The organism is Kitasatospora sp. NPDC053057, assembly GCF_044546945.1.
GTDB lineage: Bacteria > Actinomycetota > Actinomycetes > Streptomycetales > Streptomycetaceae > Kitasatospora.
Genome location: NZ_JBITZP010000010.1, coordinates 174,389 through 195,092, shown reverse-complemented (window position 1 = coordinate 195,092; position 20,704 = coordinate 174,389). Strand labels below are relative to the sequence as shown.

The following is a 20,704-nucleotide window of genomic DNA, read 5'->3' as shown; positions in this document are numbered from 1 at the left end:
GTCGAAACCAGCACCGGGCAGCGCAGCACGAATGAAGCCCCGCCCAGTGGTCGAGTCCACTACGTGCGACCGCCGTCCGACGGCCGCATCGCAGAAGGTGCAACCGAGGAGGCCCCATCAGCACCGAGCCCCGCATCAACGACCGGATTCGCGTCCCGGAGGTGCGACTCGTCGGTCCCAGCGGCGAGCAGGTCGGCATCGTGCCGCTTGCCAAGGCGCTGGAGCTCGCGCAGGAGTACGACCTCGACCTGGTCGAGGTCGCGGCGACCGCCCGGCCGCCGGTGTGCAAGCTCATGGACTACGGCAAGTTCAAGTACGAGTCGGCCATGAAGGCCCGTGAGGCGCGCAAGAACCAGGCGCACACGGTCATCAAGGAGATGAAGCTCCGGCCGAAGATCGACCCGCACGACTACGACACCAAGAAGGGTCACGTCGTCCGGTTCCTCAAGCAGGGTGACAAGGTCAAGATCACGATCATGTTCCGTGGTCGTGAGCAGTCCCGCCCCGAGCTGGGCTTCCGTCTGCTGCAGCGGCTCGCCGACGACGTCCAGGACCTGGGCTTCGTCGAGTCCTCGCCGAAGCAGGACGGCCGGAACATGATCATGGTTCTTGGCCCGCACAAGAAGAAGACCGAGGCGATGGCCGAGGCCCGCGCCCTCGCGGACGCCCGCAAGGCCGAGCGGCTGGGTCGGACCACCGGTTCCGACGCCGACGCCGCCGCCGCGGACGAGGACGAGGACGCCGTGACCGAGGTGCAGGACGCCCCGGCCGAGGTCGAGGCCCCCGAGGCCGAGGCTCCGGTCGAGCAGCCGGCCGCTCCCCAGGGCGCCTGAGCCGCAAGGCTCACGGCAGTCCGGGGTCGGCCCCCACGGTGACGGGGCGCCCCGCCCGGTCACCGCAGATCCATCCAGTTCACGCCCGCGTGGCGCAGGCCGCGCGGGCGTGAACGGGACCGACGAGGAGATACGGCGAAATGCCGAAGCAGAAGACGCACAGTGGCGCCAGCAAGCGCTTCAAGATCAGTGGCTCTGGCAAGGTGCTGCGCGAGCGCGCCGGCCGCCGCCACCTCCTGGAGCACAAGCCCTCGACGCTGACCCGCAAGCTGGCCGGGACGGTCGAGCTGGCCCCCGCTGACGCCAAGAAGATCAAGAAGCTTCTCGGCAAGTGATCGCCCTCCCGCCCGGCGCGAGCCGTGTGCGGGGCAGCTGATCCTTCCCGACCCATTCGAATGACGGACCACGTGAAGTAGTCCGTGGTCCAACCCAAGGAGTAATCAAGTGGCACGCGTCAAGCGGGCAGTCAACGCCCACAAGAAGCGCCGGGTCATCCTGGAGCGCGCCAGCGGCTACCGTGGCCAGCGCTCGCGCCTGTACCGCAAGGCCAAGGAGCAGGTCACCCACTCGCTGGTCTACAACTTCAACGACCGCAAGAAGCGCAAGGGCGACTTCCGTCAGCTGTGGATCCAGCGCATCAACGCTGCGGCCCGTGCCAACGGCATCACCTACAACCGCTTCGTGCAGGGCCTGAAGGCCGCCAGCGTCGAGATCGACCGCAAGATGCTGGCCGACCTGGCCGTCAACGACCCGGGTGCGTTCGCCTCCCTGGTCGAGGTCGCCCAGAAGGCGCTGCCGGCCGACGTGAACGCCCCGAAGGCTGCCGCGGACGCCGCCTGATCTTCCGAGATCGGTTGAGCTCTGACCGGACCCGCAGGCTCTCCTGCGGGTCCGGTTCTGCGTTCCGCCTCCCTCAGCACCTCCAGAGTCAGCGCCTCCAGAGAACGAGACCATGCCGAGCACCGAGACCCCCCTGCTCACCTCCCTGCGCTCGCCGCGCGTCGTCGCCGCCCGTCGGCTCGCCAAGCGGAACCAGCGCACCAAGGAGCGCCGCTTCCTGGCCGAGGGCCCGCAGGCCGTCCGGGAGGCCATCGCCTTCGGCAAGCTGCCGGGGACGGCCGAGCACGCCGTGGTCGAGGTGTACGTGGGTCTGGAGGCCGCCGAGCGGCACGCGGACATCGTCGAGGCCGCCCTGGCCGAGGGGCTGCCGGTGCTGACCGCCACCGACGAGGTGATCGCCGACATCTGCGACACGGTGACCCCGCAGGGGATCGTGGCGCTCTGCCGCTTCATCGACACCCCGTTCGCCGAGGTGCTCGCGGCCCGGCCGAAGCTGGTGGCGATCCTCGCCCACGTGCGCGACCCCGGGAACGCCGGCACCGTGCTGCGCACCGCCGACGCGGCCGGCGCGGACGCCGTGGTGCTCACCGACGCCTCGGTGGACCTGTACAACCCGAAGGCCGTCCGGGCCTCCGTCGGCAGCCTGTTCCACCTGCCGGTGGCGGTCGGCGTGCCGGTCGAGGAGGCGGTCGGGCAGCTGCGCGCGGCCGGCGTCCGGGTGCTCGCCGCGGACGGCGCGGGGGAGCGCGATCTGGACCAGGAGCTGGACGAGGGCACCCTGGGCGCGCCCGGCGCGTGGGTGTTCGGCAACGAGGCGTGGGGGCTTCCGGAGGAGACCCGCGCGCTCACCGACGAGGTCGTGCGCGTCCCGATCCACGGGCACGCGGAGAGCCTCAACCTGGCCACCGCCGCGGCCGTCTGCCTGTACGCCTCGGCCCGGGCGCAGCGCTCGCCCGGCGGCTGCCGCTCGAATGGCTGACACGCCCCGTCCGACAGCTGACACGCTCCCGGGCGCGCCGGGATCACCACGCTGCAAGCCCTACTGTCGGGGCCTGCGAGGCGCTAGGGTCTGCCTCGGTGGGGGGAACGGCACGGTGGGTAATCGGGGAGGCAACCCATGGTCGGCAGCGGGCCCGAGCTCGACCCGGACGACCTGCCGGACGGCCTGGTGGTCGCCGACGCGACGGGCCGGGTGGTCTGCTTCAACCGGGCCGCGGCCCGGCTCACCGGCGTGCTCCCGGAGGCCGCGCTCGGCAGCGCGCTGGAGGACGTCCTGCCGTTGGAGGACCTGGACGGCCGCCGCTGGTGGCAGCTGACCGATCCGTACGGCGGCCTGGCGATCCGCACCCGCCAGCCCGAGCGCAACCTGCTGCTGCCCGGCGGCCGGGAGGTGCTGGTCTCCGCCCGGTACGTCCGGGCGGCGCCGCTGGGGCCGCTGGAGCGCCTGGTGATCGCGTTGCGCGGCACCGAGGCCCGGCGCCGGACCGAGCGCAGCCACGCCGAGCTGATCGCCACCGTCGCGCACGAGCTGCGCTCCCCGCTGACCAGCGTCAAGGGCTTCACGGCGACGCTGCTGGCCAAGTGGGAGCGGTTCACCGACGGGCAGAAGCGGCTGATGCTGGAGACGGTGGACGCCGACGCGGACCGGGTCACCCGGCTGATCGCCGAGCTGCTGGACATCTCCCGGATCGACGCCGGGCGGCTGGAGCTGCGCAAGCAGGTGATCGACCTCGCGGCCGCGGTGCGCCGGCACGTCGAGCGCAAGATGGCCACCGGCATCCCCGAGGAGCGCTTCGACATCCGGATCACCGAGCCGCTGACCGTGCTGTGGGCGGACCCGGACAAGGTCGATCAAGTGCTGGCCAACCTGCTGGAAAACGCGGTGCGGCACGGCGAGGGAACTGTCACCATCGAGGTGGCACCGGCCAAGGAGGTCGTCGAGGCGCCCGTCTGGGAGCGCTCCGGCACCCCGCCCCGCATCGTGGAAGGCACAGCGGTCACCGTGAGCGACGAAGGCAGCGGAATCCCCGAGGAGTCGATGCCGCGCGTCTTCACCCGCTTCTGGCGGGGCTCCAAGCGCGGTGGCACCGGCCTGGGGCTCTATATCGTCAAGGGCATCGTCGAGGCCCACGGCGGCTCGATCAGGGTCGACCGCGCGCCCGGCGGCGGGGCCCGGTTCCGATTTATCCTGCCCGCCGGGGTGCCCGACTTCATGCTCTGAAAGAGCATGAACGACCAGCAGAGCATGTTGTAGTCAGGGTCCGGACGGGCTTGACGGCAGCCGCGCTACGCGCTGCGACTACACTCGACCTTTGGCGTTGCGCAACGCCCTGCGCGGCCGCGCCGCGGACACCCCTCCCCGTCAGTACGGAGACGGGCTGCCCGTGCCCCGGCCCCGCCGGGCGTGACGCGAAGGCGAGCCCACACACCTGAGCACGGACGAGCAGGAGCACGGGAAAGATAGAGATGTCGGCACCCAACAAGTCGTACGACCCGGTCGAGGTCGAGGCCCTCAAGCCCGAGGTGGTGGAGCAGGCGCGGGACGAGGCCGTCGCCGCCTTCGCCGCCGCCACCACGCTCGACGAGCTGAAGCAGGCCAAGGTCGCCCACACCGGCGACCGCTCCGCGCTCTCGCTCGCCAACCGCGAGATCGGCGCCCTTCCGCCGCACGCCAAGGCCGCCGCAGGCAAGCTGATCGGCCAGGCCCGCGGCGCCGTCAACCAGGCCCTGGCCAAGCGGCAGGGCGAGCTGGAGGCGGAGCGCGATGCCCGCGTGCTGGTCGAGGAGGCGGTGGACGTCACCCTGCCCTACGACCGCACCCCGCGCGGCGCCCGGCACCCGCTGACCACGCTGGCCGAGCGCATCGAGGACACCTTCGTCGCGATGGGCTACCAGGTCGCCGAGGGCCCCGAGGTCGAGGCCGAGTGGCTGAACTTCGACGCCCTCAACCTGGGCCCGGACCACCCGGCCCGCTCGATGCAGGACACCTTCTTCGTCCAGGCCCCGGACGGCTCCGCCGACTCCGGCGTGGTGCTGCGCACCCAGACCTCTCCGGTCCAGGCCCGCACCATGCTCGACCGCGAGCCCCCCATCTACGTGGTCTGCCCGGGCCGGGTCTACCGGACCGACGAGCTGGACGCCACCCACACCCCGGTGTTCCGCCAGGTCGAGGGCCTCGCCGTCGACGAGGGCATCACCTTCGCCGACCTCAAGGGCACCATCGAGGTGCTGGTCGAGAAGCTGATCGGCGGCGGCCTGGAGCTGCGCTGGCGCCCCTCGTACTTCCCGTTCACCGAGCCGAGTGCCGAGATCGACCTGCAGTGCTTCGTGTGCCGCGGCGAGAGCGTCGGCAACCCGGACCGCCCGTGCCGCACCTGCTCCTCCGAGGGCTGGATCGAGCTCGGCGGCTGCGGCGTGGTCAACCCCCGGGTGCTGGTCGCCTGCGGCGTGGACCCGAACCGCTACAGCGGCTTCGCCTTCGGCCTGGGCCTGGAGCGGATCCTGATGAATCGTCACAACGTCGCCGACATGCGCGACATGGTCGAGGGTGACGTGCGTTTCACCCTCCCGTTCGGGATGGAGATCTGATGCGCGTCCCGCTTTCCTGGCTGCGCGAGTACGTCGATCTGCCCGCGGGCGAGACCGGCCGTGACGTGGCCGAGCGGCTGGTCCGGGCCGGCCTGGAGGTCGAGACCGTCGAGCGGCTCGGCGCCGACCTCAAGGGCCCGCTGGTGGTCGGCGAGGTGCTCTCCATCGAGGAGCTGTCCGGCTTCAAGAAGCCGATCCGGCACTGCTTCGTCAACGTCGGCGACGCCAACGGCACCGGCGAGCCGCAGGAGATCGTCTGCGGCGCGACCAACTTCGCCGTCGGCGACAAGGTCGTGGTCGTGCTCCCGGGCGCCGTCCTGCCCGGACCGTTCCCGATCTCGGCCCGCAAGACCTACGGCCAGACCTCGGCCGGCATGATCTGCTCCGCCCGCGAGCTGGGCATGGGCGACGACCACAACGGCATCATCGTGCTCCCGCCGGAGTACGAGCCCGGTACGGACGCCATCGAGCTGCTCCAGCTGGTCGACGAGGTGCTCGACATCGCCGTCACCCCGGACCGCGGCTACTGCCTGTCCATGCGCGGCGTGGCCCGTGAGGCCGCCGCCGCGTACGGGCTGCCGCTGGCCGATCCGGCGCTGCTCGACGTGCCGCCGGCCAACTCCTTCGGTTACCTGGTCAAGGTCGACGACCCGGCAGGCTGCGACCGCTTCGTGGCCCGCACGGTCGTCGGCGTCGACCCGAACGCCAAGTCCCCGATCTGGCTGCAGCGCCGCCTGCAGAAGGCGGGCATCCGGCCGATCTCGCTGACCGTCGACATCACCAACTACGTGATGCTGGAGGTCGGCCAGCCGCTGCACGCGTACGACAAGCAGCGGGTGGACGGCCCGATCACGGTCCGCCGGGCGGCCGGGGGCGAGACCCTCACCACCCTGGACGGCGTCGAGCGCAAGCTGGCCGCCGAGGACCTGCTGATCTGCGACAACAGCGGTCCGATCGGCCTGGCCGGCGTGATGGGCGGCGCCTCCACCGAGATCCTCGACCCGGCCGCCGGTCCGGGCACCACCGAGGTGATCATCGAGGCCGCGCACTTCGACCCGGTCTCCATCGCCCGCACCGCCAAGCGGCACAAGCTGCCCTCCGACGCGTCCAAGCGCTTCGAGCGCGGCGTCGACCCGGAGGCCGCCCGCGCCGCCGCGCAGCGCGCCGTCGACCTGCTGGTGCTGATCGCCGGCGGCACCGCCGAGGCCGGGGTCACCGACATCGCGGCCCCGCACCCGGTGCGCACCATCACCATCGCCGCCGACCTGCCCGACCGGGTGGCCGGCACCGCCTACGGCCGCGAGACCGTCACCCGGCGCCTGCAGGAGATCGGCTGCTCGGTCGCGGGCGCCGACGTCCTGGAGGTCACCCCGCCGACCTGGCGCCCCGACCTGACCGACCCGTACGACCTCGCGGAGGAGGTCATCCGGCTGGAGGGCTACGACAACGTCCCCGCCCGGATGCCCAACGTGCCGCCGGGCAAGGGCCTGACCGAGGCCCAGCGGATCCACCGCCGGATCGGCGTCGCGCTGGCCGGGACGGGCTACGTCGAGGTCAACAACTACCCGTTCATCGGCGAGACCGCCTTCGAGGCGCTCGGCCTGGAGCCGGAGGACCGCCGCCGCCGCACGGTCAAGCTGGTCAACCCGCTCAACGACGAGGAACCGTCGCTGCGCACCACGCTGCTGCCGGGCCTGCTCGGCGCGCTGCGCCGCAACATCGGCCGGGGCAACACCGACCTGGCGATCTACGAGACCGGCACCGTGTTCCTGCCGAAGGACGAGCTGACCGTGGCCCCGCGCCCGGCCGTCGACCACCGGCCGAGCAACGAGGAGCTGGCCGCGCTGGATGCCGCGCTGCCGGAGCAGCCGCGCCGGGTGGCCGTCGCGCTCGCGGGCGAGCGGCTGCCCTCCGGCTGGTGGGGCAAGGGCGACCAGGCCTCCTGGGCGGACGCCGTCGAGGCGGCCCGTACGGTGGCCCGCGCGGCCGGCGTCGAGCTGACCGTCCGCCAGGGCCAGCAGGCGCCCTGGCACCCGGGCCGCTGCGCCGAGCTGGTCGTGGCCGGCACCGACCGGGTGGTCGGCCACGCGGGTGAGCTGCACCCGCGCGTGGTCAAGGCGCTCGGGCTGCCGGCCCGTTCGGCGGCGATGGAGGTCGACATCGACCTGCTGACGGCGGACGGCCCGCAGAAGGTCAACGGCCCGGCGGTCTCCGGCTTCCCGGTGGCCACCCAGGACGTCGCGCTGATCGTCGACACCGCCGTCCCGGCGGCCGAGGTCGAGGCCGCGCTGCGCTCGGGCGCGGGCGAACTGCTGGAGGCCATCCGGCTGTTCGACGTGTTCACCGGCGAGCAGGTCGGTGAGGGCAAGAAGTCGCTGGCGTACGCGCTGCGCTTCCGTGCCGGCGACCGCACGCTGACCGCCGACGAGGCCACCGCCGCCCGCGAGGCGGCCGTCGCCGAGGCCGTCAGCCGCACCGGCGCGGTGCTGCGCGGGGCCTGACCCTCAGCAGGGCCTTGCCAAGGGCCCCGCCCGGACCACCTCGGTCCGGGCGGGGCCCTTCGCCGTTTCCCGGTTCGCCTTTTCCCGGATTGACAACCCGTCACCATCTCCACTTAACTCATTAACTATGGAACTAGACAAAGGTGCCGACCAGCCCTCCCCGATCGAGTTCCGCCTGGACCCGGCCTCCGGTGTCCCGACCTATCTGCAACTCGTGCAACAGGTCGAACAGGCGTTGCGGATGGGCTGGTTGACGGAGGGGGACCGGCTGCCCCGGGTGCGCGAGGTGGTCGCCGGGCTGGCGATAAACCCCAATACCGTGCTCAAGGCCTACCGGGAGCTGGAGCACCGCGGTCTGGCGGCCGGCCGTCGCGGCCAGGGGACCTTCGTGCGCGGGCTGCCCGCCGGGGTGGTGCCGCTGCGGGAACGGACCGCGCTGCGGCGGGGATTGCTGGACTGGATGCGCTCGGCGCGGGTCGCCGGGCTGGACGAAGGGGGGATGGTCGCGGTGTTCGAGGACGCGCTGCGCGACCTGCGTGAGGGTCGGGACGGGGTGGTGGCGTGATGCCGACGGACACGGTGATCGACTGCGGCGGGATCGGCAAGCGCTACCGCCGCTCCTGGGCGCTGCGGGACTGCCACCTCGCCGTCCCGGCCGGGCACGTGGTGGCCCTGGTCGGCCCGAACGGTGCCGGCAAGACCACGCTGCTCAGCCTGGCCGCCGGCCTGACCCTGCCCAGCGAGGGGGCGATGACCGTCCTCGGCGGCCAATTCCCGGGCTCCCCCACGGCGTTGGACCGGATCGGCTTCGTCGCCCAGAACGCCGCGCTCTACCCCAACCTGCGCGTGCGCGACCTGCTCGCGATGGGGCGCCACCTCAACCGGCGCTGGGACGACGCCCGGGCGCGCGCCCACCTGGACGGCCTCGGCATCCCGCTGGAGCGCAAGTACGGCCGGCTCTCCGGCGGCCAGCAGGCCCAGGTCTCGCTCGCCCTGGCCCTCGCCAAACGGCCCGAACTCCTGCTCCTGGACGAGCCGTTGGCCGCGCTCGACCCGCTCGCCCGGCACGACTTCATGTCGGTGCTGCTCACCGCGGTGGCCGAGGACGGCCTCTCGGTGCTGTTCTCCTCGCACGCCGTCAACGAGTTGGAGCAGAGCTGCGACTACCTGGTGGTGCTGGCCGGCGGCCGGGTCCAGGTGTCGGGGGAGGTGGACGACCTGGTCGGCGGCCACCGGATGCTCACCGGCCCGACCGCCGAGGCGGACGCGGTCGCCGAGCGTCTGCCGGTGGTCCGCGACCGCCGGGCCGGCGCCCAGTCCCACCTGCTGGTGCGCACCGGCGGCGTGGACGCGCCGGTCTCCGGCGGCTGGCGCCAACAGCGCGTCGGCCTGGAGGAGTTGGTGCTCGCCTACCTGCGCGAACCGACCGCCTGCGCCCTGCCCGGCCCGCGCGGGGCCGTCCGAACGAACCAGAAGGTACTGTCGTGAGCTCGACCACCCTCGCCCCGCCCCGCTCCGCCGTCCTGCGGGCGGCCGGGCTGCGCCACCGGCCCGCGCTGCTGACCCTGCTCGCGGTGATGGGCGCGATCTCGCTCGCCCTGCTGCTGCACGGCTGGTACATGCACACCGGGCTGGACCAGACGGGCGCGGGCTCCTGCGATCCGGCCACCGACGCCTGTCGGGTCAAGTTCAAGCAGTTCCTGCACCAGTACGCCGATGCCATGCCGATGCTCACCTCCGTGTCCTATGTCCTCGGCGGAACTTTCGGCGCCTTCCTCGGTGGCCCGTTGCTGGCAAGGGAGTTCGAGCACGGTACGGTCCGCTTCGCCTGGACCCAGGGTGCAGGGCGAAGCCGCTGGACGGCGGGCGGCCTGGTCGTGGGCGGCGCGGTGCTGGCCGGCGTGTCTGTGCCGTTCGGGCTGCTGCTGCGCTGGTGGAGCGTGCCGGCGACGATGTCGAGCGGAAGCTTCACCCCGGAGGTCTTCGCGCAGATTCCGCCCGTGCTGGTCGGCCGGGTGCTGGTGGCCTTCGGGGCGGCGGCGCTGGCCGGCGCGGTGCTGCGTCGCACGGTGATCGCGGTGGGCCTCGGCCTGGCCGTCTCGGTCGCGCTGCCGTTCCTCGCGTATGCCGTGCGCTCGCACTACATGGCTCCGGTGGAGGAGCCGATGCACACCCTGGCGCCCCTGGCGCTGGACGACCGCTGGGTGCTGAGTATCTGGTTCTCCGACCCGGCCGGCAACCGGATCTCCGAGAACGACTTCTACAACCTCGAACGTGACTACGCCCACCTCCAGTCCCTGGTGAGCGACGGCGGTTACACCGTGCACCAGGTGTACCAGCCGGCGGACCGGTTCTGGCCGTTCCAGTGGATCGAGTTCGGCTGGACGACGCTGCTCGCGGTGGCGCTGTGCGCGGCGGCGGTCTGGTGGGTGCGGCGCCGGGCGGTCTGACCTGGGCCGTTCACATTGGCTTGAAGTGGATACGTCAAAGCCCTTGCGGGGTCGGGGCTCCAGGGCGTTTTCTTCTCGTTAGGAAGGTTTCCTAACCCACGGAACCGGAGCCTCAATGCGCCCTCAGCCCCGTCGTGCCCTCCGCATCGCCCTGGCCGCCGCCCTGGTGGCCGCACCCCTCACCGTCGCGGCCACCTCGGCCGCCCAGGCCGCCCCCGCGGCCGCAGCGTCCGCCCAGCTCAAGGGAGTCGGCCTCGACGACCCGCACAAGAAGGACATCGCGATGCAGCTGGTGTCCAGCGCGGAGAACTCGTCGCTGGACTGGAAGGCCCAGTACAAGTACATCGAGGACATCGGTGACGGCCGCGGCTACACCGCCGGCATCATCGGCTTCTGCTCGGGCACGGGCGACATGCTGGAGCTGGTCCAGCACTACACCGACCTCAAGCCTGGCAACGTCCTCGCCAAGTACCTGCCCGCGCTGAAGAAGGTCAACGGCAGCGACTCGCACGCCGGCCTCGGCGCCCCCTTCGTCAAGGACTGGGCCGCCGCCGCCAAGGACCAGGCCTTCCAGCAGGCCCAGAACGACGAGCGCGACCGGGTGTACTTCAACCCCGCCGTCAGCCAGGCCAAGAGCGACGGCCTGCGCGCGCTCGGCCAGTTCGCCTACTACGACGCCATCGTGATGCACGGCCCGGGCAACAGCTCCGACAGCTTCGGCGGCATCCGCGCGGCCGCCATGAAGAAGGCCAGGACGCCCGCCCAGGGTGGCGACGAGGCCACCTACCTCAAGGCCTTCCTGGACGCCCGCAAGGTGGCCATGAAGAAGGAGGCGGCGCACTCCGACACCAGCCGGGTCGACACCGAGCAGTCGGTGTTCCTCAACGCCGGGAACTTCGACCTCAACCCCCCGCTCAAGTGGAAGGTCTACGGCGACAGCTACGCCATCAACAGCTGACGCCCAGGTCGGAGCAGTGGCGGGAGGCCGTTCGCCCAGGTCTCCCGCCGCACCGGCATCCGGCCCCCCGCGAAATACCCAAGGGAGTGTGAAAGTCCTGTTCATCCCATAACGAATCGAGCAGGGGGATAACGAAGGATCCCTCCCGCATTGACGCATTCACCCGGTGGCGTTTGACTCCCTCCCCTGCCGCAGTGTTGCGGCGCAGTACAGGAGGCACCACCGATCATGATCAGACCCATGCGTCTCGCGGCCACGGGCACGGCCGCCGTGTCGCTCGCACTCGCCCTCACGGCCTGCGGTCAGACTGTCGCGACCCAGACGCCGGCGGCCGGCGGAGGCAGCGAGGGCATCGGTCTGCTACTACCGGAGAGCACGTCCTCCACCCGGTACGACGCGTTCGACAAGCCGCTGATCGAGAAGACGGTGGCGGGCCTCTGCACGAAGTGCACGGTGAGCTACGCCAACGCGGGCGGCGACGCGAACGCCCAGAAGAAGCAGTTCGACGACATGATCGCCAAGGGCGTGAAGGTCATCCTGCTCGACCCGGTCGACGCCAAGCTCACCGCCCCGTGGGTGGACGCCGCCAACGCCAAGGGCGTGAAGGTCGTCGCCTACGACCGGCTGGCCCAGGGCAAGGTCGCCGCGTACGTCTCCTTCGACAACCAGCAGACCGGACAGCTCCAGGGCCAGTCCCTGCTCGACGCCCTCGGCCCGAAGGCCTCCTCGGCCAACGTCGTGATGATCGACGGCGCCGAGTCCGACCCCAACGCGGCGCAGTTCAAGACGGGCGCGCACCTGGCGCTGGACGGCAAGGTCAAGATCGCCTACGAGCAGTCCGGCGAGTGGAAGCCGGAGGTGGCCACGGCGAAGACGAACGAGGCCATCCAGAGCCTCGGGAAGAACGGGATCCAGGCCGTCTACGCCGCGAACGACGGGATGGCCGCCGCCGTCATCGACGCCCTGAAGGCCGCGGGCATCAAGAACGTGCCGGTGGGCGGCCAGGACGCCTCCATCGACGCGATCCGCCGGGTGCTCACGGGCGAGCAGGCCTACACCATCTACAAGCCGTACAAGCCCGAGACGGACGCGGCGGGCAGCATCGCCGTCCAGCTGGCCGAGGGCATGGACATCAGCACCACCGCGACCTCGTCCACGGACAGCGGCGGGCTGCACATCCCCTCACTGCTGCTCACCCCGATCGTGGTGACCAAGTCGAGGGTGGAGGCCACCGTCGTCGTCGGCGGGCTCTACAAGGCGTCCGACATCTGCACCCAGCAGTACGAGGAGGCCTGCGCGGAGGCCGGGGTCAAGTAGCCGGGGCCGTCGGGAACTCGGCGAGGGCGCGGCCGCACCTACCTGGTGCGGCCGCGCCCTCGCCGTCGAGGCTCAGGCGCTCGCGGTGTAGTCGTAGAAGCCGCGGCCCGACTTGCGGCCCAGCAGGCCCGCGTCGACCATCCGGGACAGCAGCGGCGGAGCGGCGTACAGCGGCTCCTTGTACTCGTCGTACATCGACTCGGCGATCGAGACGATGGTGTCCAGGCCGATCAGGTCGCACAGCCGCAGCGGGCCCATCGGGTGGGCGCAGCCGGCCTCCATGCCCTTGTCGATGTCGGAGGCGGTGGCCACGCCCGACTCGAACATCCGCACCGCGGAGAGCAGGTACGGCACGAGCAGCGCGTTGACCACGAAGCCGGCCCGGTCGCGGGCGCGGATCGGCTCCTTGGCGAGCACCTGAGAGGCGAACGCCTCGACCCGCTCGGTGGTGGTGGCCGAGGTGGTCAGGGTCGGGATGACCTCGACCAGCTTCTGCACCGGCGCCGGGTTGAAGAAGTGCAGGCCGATGACCTGCTCCGGGCGGGAGGTGGCGGCGGCCAGCTTCACGATCGGGATCGAGGAGGTGTTGGAGGCCAGGATCGCGTCGCGGCGCTGGATCACCCGGTCCAGGGTCTCGAAGATCTTGACCTTGATGTCCTCGCGCTCGGCGACCGCCTCGACCACCAGGTCGCGGTCGGCGAAGTCGGACAGCTCGACGGTGAAGGACAGCCGGGACAGCGCCTCGTCCCGCTGCTCCGGGGTCAGCTTGCCGCGCTTGACCGCCGTCTCCAGGGAATTGGTCAGCCGGGTGCGCCCGAACTCCAGCGCCTCACCGCTGGCCTCCGACACCATGACGTCCAGCCCGGCCCGGGCGAAGACCTCGGCGATGCCCGACCCCATCAGGCCGCAGCCGACTACTCCGACGCGCGCGATGTCACTCACTCAGTTGCCCTTCGGTGGTGCTGGGGGTCGCCCAGCGAAGTGGTGGCCCAGCGAGCCGCTGGTCAACGGGTCGGTGTACCGGAATGGGTGCACCGGTCACCGCCCCGACGACGTTACTACTCCGTACTGGCGAGTAGGTCACCCCCTCCCCGGCGCAGTGCCAGCGCGCGGCCCGGCGCGATGCCGTCGCGGACGGCCCTCCGAACGGGTGAGGCCGGGCCGGCCGCGGCGTGTGCCCGGGGCCGCGGCCGCCCGGCGCCCGACAGAATGCCGCAGACGGGGGCCGGGGACGGGAAGGGAGCACACGGTGCCGACGGGATCGCTCACAGGACAGGTCGCCCTGGTCACCGGCGCCGGCCGGGGCATCGGCAGGGAGATCGCCATCGGACTGGCGGCCGATGGCATGGCCGTCGGCCTGGTCGGCCGCACCCACGACACGCTGACCGCCACCCTCAAGGAGTGCGTCAAGCACGGCTCCCGGGGCGTCGCCGTCACCGCCGACGTCTGCCGCCACGGCTCGGTGCGCGAGGCCGTCCGCCTGGTCGAGCGCGACCTCGGGCCGATCAACCTGCTGGTCAACAACGCCGGCATGGTCGACCGCGCCGAGGTACCGCTGTGGGAGACCGACCCCAACCAGTGGTGGCAGGTGATCGAGACCAACCTGCGCGGCCCCTACAACCTGCTGCGCTGCGTCCTGCCCGGCATGGTCGCCCGCCGCAGCGGCCGGGTGATCAACCTCAACACCGGATTCGCGCTGCGCCCGGACGGCAACTACACCGCGTACGCGACCTCCAAGGGCGCGCTGCTCCAGCTCTCCGACAACATGGCGGACTCGCTGGCCCAGCACGGCGTCGTGGTCCTCGACATCAGCCCCGGCGCGGTGGCCACCGACATGACCGCCGCGATGCCGATGTTCCGGGACATGAAGGCCTGGGGCTCGATCCCGTACGTGGTCGCGGTCACCGTGGACGCGGCGCGCGGCCGCTTCGACGCGCTGCACGGGCGGTTCATCCACGCCGGGCGGGACGACCTGGAGGAGCTGGTCCAGCAGGCCGACGAGATCCGGGCGAAGGACGCCCGGACGCTGCGGCTGCGCCCGTACAAGGACGACGACCCGATGGCCTGACGGACCCGGCCCGGCCTGACCGACCCGACCCGGCCTGACCGGCCCGGATCGATTGCGTGGACCGATCAGCCGGTCAGGCGCACAGCTGACTGGCGGTGACCGGCTTGAGCCCCGCCTTGGCCAGCCCGTCCAGGATCGCCGGCAGCGCGTCGATGGTGCACTGGTGGCCCATGTGCAGGGCCACCACCGAGCCGCCGCGCACCCCGTTCAGCACCCGGCGCTGCAGCTCGGCGGCGGTCGGGTCGTTGTAGTCGCGCGGGTCGACGTCGAAGGACAGCACGTGCTCGTAGCCGACGGCCTTGGCCTGCTCGGTCACCATCGAGGTGGCGTACTGCGCGGCCGAGGGGCGGAACCAGCGGCCGATCGATCCGGTCAGCGCCTTCAGCCGGTCGGCGCACTGGGCGATCTCGGCGCGGGCCTGATCCGGGGTCATCGCGGAGATGTTGAGGTGGTTCTGGGTGTGGTTGCCCAGCTCGTGGCCGCCGTCCAGGATCCGCCGGGCCATCTGCGGCTGCTGGTCCAGCCAGCTGCCGACCACCATCACGGTCAGCTTGACGCCGCGCTGCTCGGCGGCCTCCAGCAGGGCGGTGGCGAGCTTCGGGTCCCCGCTGCCGTGGAAGGTGAGCGCCACGTTCTTGCCGGTGCGCGGCCCGTGCACCACCTCGTACGGCGTGCCGGCCGCCAGCGGCGCCAGCACGGGCGGGGTCGGCGGGGCGGAGGACTGGGCCGCGGTCGGGGTCGCCGTGGCGGTGGGCGCCGGGGCGGTCGGGGCCGGGGCGGTCGGGGCGGGGGAGGCGGGCCCCTCACCGCCGTTCCAGGCCGGGTCGGTGGTGTGCTGGGGGTCGACACTGCCGGGGTGCGCGGCGAGCGCCGCCCCGGGCTCGGCGCGGCGGGGCGTGCCGCTGCCGCAGGACGTGAGGAGCCCGCCGGAGGCGGACAGGGCGGCCAGCTTGGCGGCGGTGCGCAGTACGGTGCGGCGGTCGGCAGTCATCGGCAGCCAGCATAGAGAGGACGGCCCCGCCCGGCGATCCGGCGCCGCCGTCGGCACCGCCTTTGACGTGCACACACTCGCTTTCGCCGGTGTTGCGTAAACCTGAACTCCCGCTGTTTCCACGGCGAGTCGTTGGATACGATCACCGCGCACCGCGTGTTACGGGGCAGTAGGCACATTCCGGCATTGCGCATTGGGGGCGGAACATGACGCACGAGGACACCGCGGCCGTCGACCAGGACACCCGCACCGGCTGGGAGTGGGCCAGAGCCGACGACTGGCAGCCGCCGAGCGAACTCGACACCGGCATCCCGCACACCGCCCGGATGTACGACTACTACCTGGGCGGCAAGGACAACTTCGAGGCGGACCGCAGGGCCGCCCAGGCCGCGATAGCCGCCTACCCGGCGCTGCCGCTGCTGGCCCGCACCAACCGGCAGTTCCTCGGCCGGGCCGTCGAGTTCGCGGCGGGCCGGGGGATCCGCCAGTTCATCGACATCGGCACCGGGATCCCGACCGTGGGCTCCACCAGCGAGGTCGCCCAGCGGGTCGCCCCGGACGCCCGGGTGGTCTACGTGGACAACGACCCGATCGTCGCCACCCACGCCCGCGCCCTGCTGGCCGGCCACCCGGCCGGGCACACCTCGGTCATCGAGGCTGACCTGCGCGACCCGGAGACGATCCTCGGCCACCCCGCGCTGGCCGCCGCCGTCGACCTCTCCCAGCCCGTCGCGCTGATGCTCGTCGCCGTCCTGCACTTCATCCGCGACGAGGAGGGCGCCGAGCGGATCGTCCGCACCCTGCGCGACGCGCTCGCCCCCGGCAGCGCCCTGATCCTCTCCCACGGCAGCCCCGACTTCGCCTCCCGCGAGAGCGCCGCCGAGGGCGCCCGGATCTACAAGAGCGCCAGCGCCCCGCTGGTGCTGCGGCCCCGGGCGGGCGTCGAACCCTTCTTCGGCGACTTCGAGTTCGTCGGCCCCGGGCTCGTCCAACTGCCGCTCTGGCGCCCCACCGCCGGCCACGTCCGCACCACGGAGCTGCCGGAGGGCTGGCAGGACGTCTCCGCCTACGCCGGCGTCGCCCTCAAGGCGTGAAGCCGTGGCACTGTGAAGCCGTGAAGCCGTGACTCATGGCCCGTCCCGGCGCCCCCCTCCGGCGCCGGGACCGGCCATCGCAGACTATGGCCGGGCACTGACAGCCCGTCACCGGAGGCCACCGGCCGGGAGCACTGGGAGGCCTTCCTCGCCCTGGACGACCTGCTCACCCGGATCGGCGAGGACGCCCCGCGGCGGCTCGCACTGCAGGCTGCCCATCCGGTGCGTACCGGGAGAAATTGACGCGACACGGCCCGGCGGCCGGTGTTAGCTTCCGCGCCATGGAACCGCTCAGCGACCCAGAGATCCGCGCGTCCTTCGTCAACTGCTCCAAGGGCGAGGCCCGTCGGCTCAACCTGCCCCGGGGCCTGGCCGAACTGCCGTGGGAGAGCCTGGACTTCCTCGGCTGGCGGGACCAGGGCGCGCCCGACCGGGCGTACCTGGTGGCGCCGTACGGGGGCGAGCTGGTCGGGGTGACGCTGCGCTCGCCGATGATCCGGCGCAGCCTGACCAAGACCAACGTGTGCTCGCTGTGCATCACCGCGCACGCCGGGTCGGGCGTCGCGCTGCTGGCCGCCCGCCGGGCCGGGGCCGCCGGGCGGGAGGGCAACACCGTCGGCACGTACATCTGCGCCGACCTGGCCTGTTCGCTCTACGTCCGCGGGCTGAAGAAGTCCACCCTGGTCACCCGGCCCGACGAGTCGCTGCCACTGGAGGACCAGGTCGCCCGCACGGTGCTCAACCTCGACACCTTCCTGGCCCGGGTGCTCACCGACACGGCGGCGTAGCGCGACTGCCGACTACCGTCCGCGCAGCTGGTCCAGGTCGCGGCGCTCCCGCTTGGTCGGGCGCCCCGCGCCGCGGTCCCGCTCGAAGGCCGGTGCCACGAACTCCCGGGGCGGCCGCGGCGGGCTGTTGTCGACCAGGCACTCCGCCGCGACCGGGGCTCCGACCCGCTTGCGGATCAGCTTCTTCACCTCGACGACCCGCTCGTGGCCCTCCTCGCGGACCCGGACCTCGTCCCCGGGCTTGAGCGTCTGGGCCGGCTTGGCCCGCTCGCCGTTCACCCGCACGTGCCCGGCCTTGCAGGCGGCCGCGGCCAGCGAGCGCGTCTTGGCCAGCCGGACGGACCAGATCCAGACGTCCACCCGCACGCTTCCCTCGTGTTCAGCCATCCCCGGAGCCTACCCAAGCCGCGTCCCGAGCCGTGTCCCACGCCGTACCGGGTCGCGTCCTAAGCCGCCGCGGGCGCCTCCTGGACGGCCCAGCCGTTGCCGTCCGGGTCGTTGAAGAACACGAAGTTGTTCCAGGCCTCGCCGTGCCCGTTCACCCGCGATCCCGCCACGAAGTGCTGGACCGGGCTGACCTCCACGCCGCGCGCCGCCAGCTCCGCGTGCGCCTTCTCTATGTCGGCCACCACCAGCTGGAGTCCCTTCACCGAGCCGGGCGCCGCGTCGATCACCCCGGTGCCCACCACGATCGAGCAGCGCGAACCCGGGGGAGTCAGCTGGACCACCCGGACCCCGTCACGCAGCCGGGTGTCGTGGTCCACCCTGAAGCCGGCCTGCTCCTCGTAGAAGAGCTTCGCGCGGTCCACATCCGCCACCGGGACCACCACGACTTCGAGCTTCCAGTCCATCGCCCTCACCCCTCTCGGCCGGGCTCTTCCAGTATCTGCCGAACCGTTCCCCGGCGGGCCTTCGGATAGCCTGAGAACACGATGAATCCGCAGACCACGCCCGCCGCTTCCGCGCCGGCCACCTCGTTCGCCACGCCCTGGGGCGCCCTCGACCTCACCCGCTTCCCGGCGGACCCGCGCGAGCGGCTGCGGGCCTGGGACGCCGCCGACGAGTACCTGCTGCGCCACCTCGCCGGCGAGGCCGACAGCGCCGACGGCGTCGCCACCGAACTGGCCGGCCGCCGGATCGCCGTCCTCGGCGACCGCTGGGGCGCGCTCGCCACCGCGCTGGCGGTGTACGAACCGGTCCAGATCACCGACTCCCACCTCGGCCGGCGGGCCACCCGGGAGAACCTCGCCCGGGCCGGCGCCGCCGTCGACGAGGCCCGGCTGCTCACCACCCGGGACACCCCGCCGGAGCGGATCGACGTCCTGCTGGTGCGCGTCCCCAAGAGCCTGGCCCTGCTGGAGGACCAGCTGCACCGGCTCGCCCCGGCGATCCACCCCGGCACGGTCGTGGTCGGCACCGGCATGGTGACCGAGATCCACACCTCCACCCTGGAGCTGTTCGAGAAGGTCCTCGGCCCGACCCGCACCTCGCTGGCCGTCCGCAAGGCCCGGCTGATCTTCTGCACCCCCGACCCGGCGCTCGACCCCGGCCCCAGCCCGTGGCCGCACCGCTACGCGCTGCCGCCGGACATCGGCCCCGCCGCCGGCCGTACGGTCGTCAACCACGCCGGCACCTTCTGCGCCGAGCGGCTCGACATCGGCACCCGCTTCTTCCTGGCCCACCTGCCCACCCCGGCCCCCGGCGACCGGGTGGTCGACCTCGGCTGCGGCAACGGCGTGGTCGGCACGGCCGCCGCGCTGGCCGGGCCGGGCGCCGAGCTGGTGTTCGTGGACGAGTCCCACCAGGCGGTGGCCTCCGCCGAGGAGACCTTCCGCACCAACCTGGGCCCGGACGCCCCGGCCGAGTTCCGCACCGCCGACGCGCTCGACCCGGCGGTGTTCGCCGCCGGCTCGGTGGACCTGGTGCTCAACAACCCGCCGTTCCACTCCCACCAGGCCACCACCGACGCCACCGCCTGGCGGATGTTCACCGGTGCCCGGCGGGCACTGCGGCCCGGCGGCGAGCTCTGGGTGGTCGGCAACCGGCACCTCGGGTACCACGTCAAGCTGCGCAAGCTCTTCGGCAACTGCCAACTCGTCGCCGGGAACCCCAAGTTCGTGGTGCTGCGCGCGGTCAAGCGGTAGCGCGTGGGCGCCCGGGTCAGCTCCCGGGTCCGGGCGACACCCAGCCTTGCATGGTTTTTCCGTCCCGCGTATATTCATGCCACGACGAAGGAGGAACGCCATGGCATTGCGAGTCGCCGTCGCCGGCGCGAGCGGATACGCGGGCGGCGAGGTGCTGCGTCTGCTGCTCGGCCACCCCGAGGTGGAGATCGGGGCGCTGACCGGCGGCTCGAACGCAGGCACCAGACTGGGCGCGCTGCAGCCGCACCTGATCCCGCTGGCCGACCGCGTCCTGGAGCCCACCACCCCCGAGGTGCTGGCCGACCACGACGTGGTGTTCCTGGCGCTGCCGCACGGCCAGTCCGCCGCCGTCGCCGAGGCCCTCGGCCAGAACGTCCTGGTGATCGACTGCGGCGCCGACTTCCGACTCAAGGCCGCCACCGACTGGGAGCAGTTCTACGGCACCGCCCACGCCGGCACCTGGCCCTACGGACTGCCCGAACTCCCCGGCCACCGCGCCGCGTTGAAGGGCAGCAACCGGATCGCCGTGCCCGGCTGCTACCCGACGGCCGTCTCCCTGGCGCTCTTCCCGGCGTACGCGGCCCGGCTCGCCGAGCCGGAGGCCGTCGTGGTCGCCGCGTCCGGCACCTCCGGCGCGGGCAAGGCCGCCAAGACCCACCTGCTCGGCAGCGAGGTCATGGGCAGCGTCAGCCCGTACGGCGTCGGCGGCGTGCACCGGCACACCCCGGAGATGGTGCAGAACCTCACCCCGGTCGCCGGCGAGCGGGTGACCGTCTCCTTCACCCCCACCCTCGTCCCGATGCCGCGCGGCATCCTCGCCACCTGCTCCGCCAAGGCGAAGCCGGGCGTGAGCGCCGAGAGCCTGCGCGCCGCCTACGCCGAGGCCTACGAGGACGAGCCCTTCGTCCACCTGCTGCCCGAGGGGCAGTGGCCGCAGACCAGCAGCGTCTACGGCGCCAACACCGCCCTGGTCCAGGTCGCCCTGGACGCCACCGCCGGGCGGATCGTCGCGATCAGCGCGATCGACAACCTCGTCAAGGGCACCGCGGGCGGCGCGGTGCAGAGCATGAACATCGCCCTCGGCCTGCCCGAGGAACTGGGCCTTCCCCTGAACGGAGTCGCACCGTGACCA

21 protein-coding genes are annotated in these 20,704 nt (G+C 72.3%); 17 read left to right on the top strand and 4 right to left on the bottom strand.

Annotated features, from left to right (window positions below; translation table 11 throughout):
* The first annotated feature begins 116 nt into the window (after positions 1 to 116).
* The 12 genes from infC to ACIG5E_RS14335 all read left to right on the top strand — a co-directional run bounded on the left by infC (position 117) and on the right by ACIG5E_RS14335 (position 12,487).
* Positions 117 to 833 carry a translation initiation factor IF-3 gene (gene infC, locus ACIG5E_RS14390; protein ID WP_396533722.1) on the top strand — a complete coding sequence of 239 codons (717 nt, stop codon included), beginning with the start codon at positions 117 to 119 and terminating at the stop codon, positions 831 to 833.
* Between the two features lie 140 nt (positions 834 to 973).
* A complete protein-coding gene (gene rpmI / locus ACIG5E_RS14385; RefSeq protein ID WP_030055648.1) occupies positions 974 to 1,168 on the top strand; it encodes a 50S ribosomal protein L35 in 195 nt (64 codons plus the stop codon).
* Between the two features lie 109 nt (positions 1,169 to 1,277).
* Entirely contained in the window at positions 1,278 to 1,673 is a 396-nt protein-coding gene (gene rplT / locus ACIG5E_RS14380; protein WP_030055649.1) for a 50S ribosomal protein L20, read from the top strand.
* 112 nt (positions 1,674 to 1,785) lie between these two features.
* Positions 1,786 to 2,652 carry an RNA methyltransferase gene (locus ACIG5E_RS14375; RefSeq protein WP_030286229.1) on the top strand — a complete coding sequence of 289 codons (867 nt, stop codon included), beginning with the start codon at positions 1,786 to 1,788 and terminating at the stop codon, positions 2,650 to 2,652.
* Between the two features lie 138 nt (positions 2,653 to 2,790).
* Positions 2,791 to 3,894, top strand: a complete 1,104-nt coding sequence (locus ACIG5E_RS14370; RefSeq protein WP_396533703.1) for an ATP-binding protein — start codon at positions 2,791 to 2,793, stop codon at positions 3,892 to 3,894.
* 245 nt (positions 3,895 to 4,139) lie between these two features.
* The gene (gene pheS / locus ACIG5E_RS14365; protein WP_396533702.1) at positions 4,140 to 5,261 is read left to right on the top strand and encodes a phenylalanine--tRNA ligase subunit alpha; all 1,122 of its coding nucleotides are present in this window, start codon (positions 4,140 to 4,142) and stop codon (positions 5,259 to 5,261) included.
* Positions 5,261 to 7,762: a phenylalanine--tRNA ligase subunit beta gene (gene pheT, locus ACIG5E_RS14360; RefSeq protein ID WP_396533701.1), complete on the top strand. Its 2,502-nt coding sequence runs from the start codon at positions 5,261 to 5,263 to the stop codon at positions 7,760 to 7,762. The genes pheS and pheT overlap by 1 nt, the downstream gene beginning before the upstream one ends.
* A gap of 127 nt (positions 7,763 to 7,889) precedes the next feature.
* Positions 7,890 to 8,327, top strand: a complete 438-nt coding sequence (locus ACIG5E_RS14355) for a GntR family transcriptional regulator (protein ID WP_396533700.1) — start codon at positions 7,890 to 7,892, stop codon at positions 8,325 to 8,327.
* Complete coding sequence (locus ACIG5E_RS14350) at positions 8,327 to 9,250, top strand: ATP-binding cassette domain-containing protein (RefSeq protein ID WP_396533699.1); 924 nt, start codon at positions 8,327 to 8,329, stop codon at positions 9,248 to 9,250. Before ACIG5E_RS14355 ends, ACIG5E_RS14350 begins: the two co-directional genes overlap by 1 nt.
* Positions 9,247 to 10,212, top strand: a complete 966-nt coding sequence (locus ACIG5E_RS14345) for a hypothetical protein (protein WP_396533698.1) — start codon at positions 9,247 to 9,249, stop codon at positions 10,210 to 10,212. The genes ACIG5E_RS14350 and ACIG5E_RS14345 overlap by 4 nt, the downstream gene beginning before the upstream one ends.
* A gap of 115 nt (positions 10,213 to 10,327) precedes the next feature.
* Positions 10,328 to 11,170: a chitosanase gene (locus ACIG5E_RS14340; RefSeq protein WP_396533697.1), complete on the top strand. Its 843-nt coding sequence runs from the start codon at positions 10,328 to 10,330 to the stop codon at positions 11,168 to 11,170.
* Positions 11,171 to 11,410: 240 nt separating this feature from the next.
* Complete coding sequence (locus ACIG5E_RS14335) at positions 11,411 to 12,487, top strand: sugar ABC transporter substrate-binding protein (RefSeq protein WP_396533696.1); 1,077 nt, start codon at positions 11,411 to 11,413, stop codon at positions 12,485 to 12,487.
* 72 nt (positions 12,488 to 12,559) lie between these two features.
* Here the strand turns inward: ACIG5E_RS14335 and ACIG5E_RS14330 are convergent, their stop codons facing one another.
* Entirely contained in the window at positions 12,560 to 13,429 is an 870-nt protein-coding gene (locus ACIG5E_RS14330; RefSeq protein ID WP_396533695.1) for a 3-hydroxybutyryl-CoA dehydrogenase, read from the bottom strand.
* A gap of 307 nt (positions 13,430 to 13,736) precedes the next feature.
* Here ACIG5E_RS14330 and ACIG5E_RS14325 point away from each other — a divergent pair, with 307 nt between their 5' ends.
* On the top strand, positions 13,737 to 14,555 hold the full coding sequence (locus ACIG5E_RS14325) for an SDR family NAD(P)-dependent oxidoreductase (RefSeq protein ID WP_396533694.1): 819 nt from the start codon (positions 13,737 to 13,739) through the stop codon (positions 14,553 to 14,555).
* A 73-nt stretch (positions 14,556 to 14,628) separates the two neighbouring features.
* On the opposite strand, the gene ACIG5E_RS14320 is transcribed toward ACIG5E_RS14325, so the two are convergent.
* Positions 14,629 to 15,546, bottom strand: a complete 918-nt coding sequence (locus tag ACIG5E_RS14320) for a polysaccharide deacetylase family protein (RefSeq protein WP_396533693.1) — start codon at positions 15,544 to 15,546, stop codon at positions 14,629 to 14,631.
* Between the two features lie 206 nt (positions 15,547 to 15,752).
* On the opposite strand from ACIG5E_RS14320, the gene ACIG5E_RS14315 reads away from it, so the two are divergent.
* Together ACIG5E_RS14315 and ACIG5E_RS14310 are read left to right on the top strand one after the other, a co-directional pair.
* Positions 15,753 to 16,640 (top strand): SAM-dependent methyltransferase, encoded by an 888-nt coding sequence (locus tag ACIG5E_RS14315; RefSeq protein WP_396533692.1) that lies wholly within the window; start codon positions 15,753 to 15,755, stop codon positions 16,638 to 16,640.
* 281 nt (positions 16,641 to 16,921) lie between these two features.
* Positions 16,922 to 17,428, top strand: a complete 507-nt coding sequence (locus tag ACIG5E_RS14310) for an FBP domain-containing protein (RefSeq protein ID WP_396533691.1) — start codon at positions 16,922 to 16,924, stop codon at positions 17,426 to 17,428.
* Positions 17,429 to 17,440: 12 nt separating this feature from the next.
* Here ACIG5E_RS14310 and ACIG5E_RS14305 read toward each other — a convergent pair whose 3' ends face one another.
* Together ACIG5E_RS14305 and ACIG5E_RS14300 are read right to left on the bottom strand one after the other, a co-directional pair.
* Positions 17,441 to 17,815: an RNA-binding S4 domain-containing protein gene (locus ACIG5E_RS14305; RefSeq protein ID WP_396533690.1), complete on the bottom strand. Its 375-nt coding sequence runs from the start codon at positions 17,813 to 17,815 to the stop codon at positions 17,441 to 17,443.
* A gap of 59 nt (positions 17,816 to 17,874) precedes the next feature.
* Positions 17,875 to 18,279 (bottom strand): VOC family protein, encoded by a 405-nt coding sequence (locus ACIG5E_RS14300; RefSeq protein ID WP_396533689.1) that lies wholly within the window; start codon positions 18,277 to 18,279, stop codon positions 17,875 to 17,877.
* 81 nt (positions 18,280 to 18,360) lie between these two features.
* On the opposite strand from ACIG5E_RS14300, the gene ACIG5E_RS14295 reads away from it, so the two are divergent.
* Both ACIG5E_RS14295 and argC read left to right on the top strand, forming a co-directional pair.
* Complete coding sequence (locus tag ACIG5E_RS14295; protein WP_396533688.1) at positions 18,361 to 19,572, top strand: methyltransferase; 1,212 nt, start codon at positions 18,361 to 18,363, stop codon at positions 19,570 to 19,572.
* Between the two features lie 100 nt (positions 19,573 to 19,672).
* Positions 19,673 to 20,701: an N-acetyl-gamma-glutamyl-phosphate reductase gene (gene argC, locus ACIG5E_RS14290; protein ID WP_396533687.1), complete on the top strand. Its 1,029-nt coding sequence runs from the start codon at positions 19,673 to 19,675 to the stop codon at positions 20,699 to 20,701.
* Positions 20,702 to 20,704: the final 3 nt, after the last annotated feature.

What these genes read in the sequence shown, in the direction of transcription:
- pheS (WP_396533702.1), top strand. Translation starts at nt 4,140, where the DNA reads ATGTCGGCACCCAACAAGTCGTACGACCCGGTCGAGGTCGAGGCCCTC.
- argC (WP_396533687.1), top strand. Translation starts at nt 19,673, where the DNA reads ATGGCATTGCGAGTCGCCGTCGCCGGCGCGAGCGGATACGCGGGCGGC.
- ACIG5E_RS14295 (WP_396533688.1), top strand. Translation starts at nt 18,361, where the DNA reads ATGAATCCGCAGACCACGCCCGCCGCTTCCGCGCCGGCCACCTCGTTC.
- ACIG5E_RS14300 (WP_396533689.1), bottom strand. Translation starts at nt 18,279, where the DNA reads ATGGACTGGAAGCTCGAAGTCGTGGTGGTCCCGGTGGCGGATGTGGAC.
- ACIG5E_RS14340 (WP_396533697.1), top strand. Translation starts at nt 10,328, where the DNA reads ATGCGCCCTCAGCCCCGTCGTGCCCTCCGCATCGCCCTGGCCGCCGCC.
- ACIG5E_RS14350 (WP_396533699.1), top strand. Translation starts at nt 8,327, where the DNA reads ATGCCGACGGACACGGTGATCGACTGCGGCGGGATCGGCAAGCGCTAC.
- rpmI (WP_030055648.1), top strand. Translation starts at nt 974, where the DNA reads ATGCCGAAGCAGAAGACGCACAGTGGCGCCAGCAAGCGCTTCAAGATC.
- pheT (WP_396533701.1), top strand. Translation starts at nt 5,261, where the DNA reads ATGCGCGTCCCGCTTTCCTGGCTGCGCGAGTACGTCGATCTGCCCGCG.
- ACIG5E_RS14310 (WP_396533691.1), top strand. Translation starts at nt 16,922, where the DNA reads ATGGAACCGCTCAGCGACCCAGAGATCCGCGCGTCCTTCGTCAACTGC.
- ACIG5E_RS14335 (WP_396533696.1), top strand. Translation starts at nt 11,411, where the DNA reads ATGCGTCTCGCGGCCACGGGCACGGCCGCCGTGTCGCTCGCACTCGCC.
- ACIG5E_RS14375 (WP_030286229.1), top strand. Translation starts at nt 1,786, where the DNA reads ATGCCGAGCACCGAGACCCCCCTGCTCACCTCCCTGCGCTCGCCGCGC.
- ACIG5E_RS14370 (WP_396533703.1), top strand. Translation starts at nt 2,791, where the DNA reads ATGGTCGGCAGCGGGCCCGAGCTCGACCCGGACGACCTGCCGGACGGC.
- ACIG5E_RS14355 (WP_396533700.1), top strand. Translation starts at nt 7,890, where the DNA reads ATGGAACTAGACAAAGGTGCCGACCAGCCCTCCCCGATCGAGTTCCGC.
- ACIG5E_RS14315 (WP_396533692.1), top strand. Translation starts at nt 15,753, where the DNA reads ATGACGCACGAGGACACCGCGGCCGTCGACCAGGACACCCGCACCGGC.
- ACIG5E_RS14305 (WP_396533690.1), bottom strand. Translation starts at nt 17,815, where the DNA reads ATGGCTGAACACGAGGGAAGCGTGCGGGTGGACGTCTGGATCTGGTCC.
- ACIG5E_RS14320 (WP_396533693.1), bottom strand. Translation starts at nt 15,546, where the DNA reads ATGACTGCCGACCGCCGCACCGTACTGCGCACCGCCGCCAAGCTGGCC.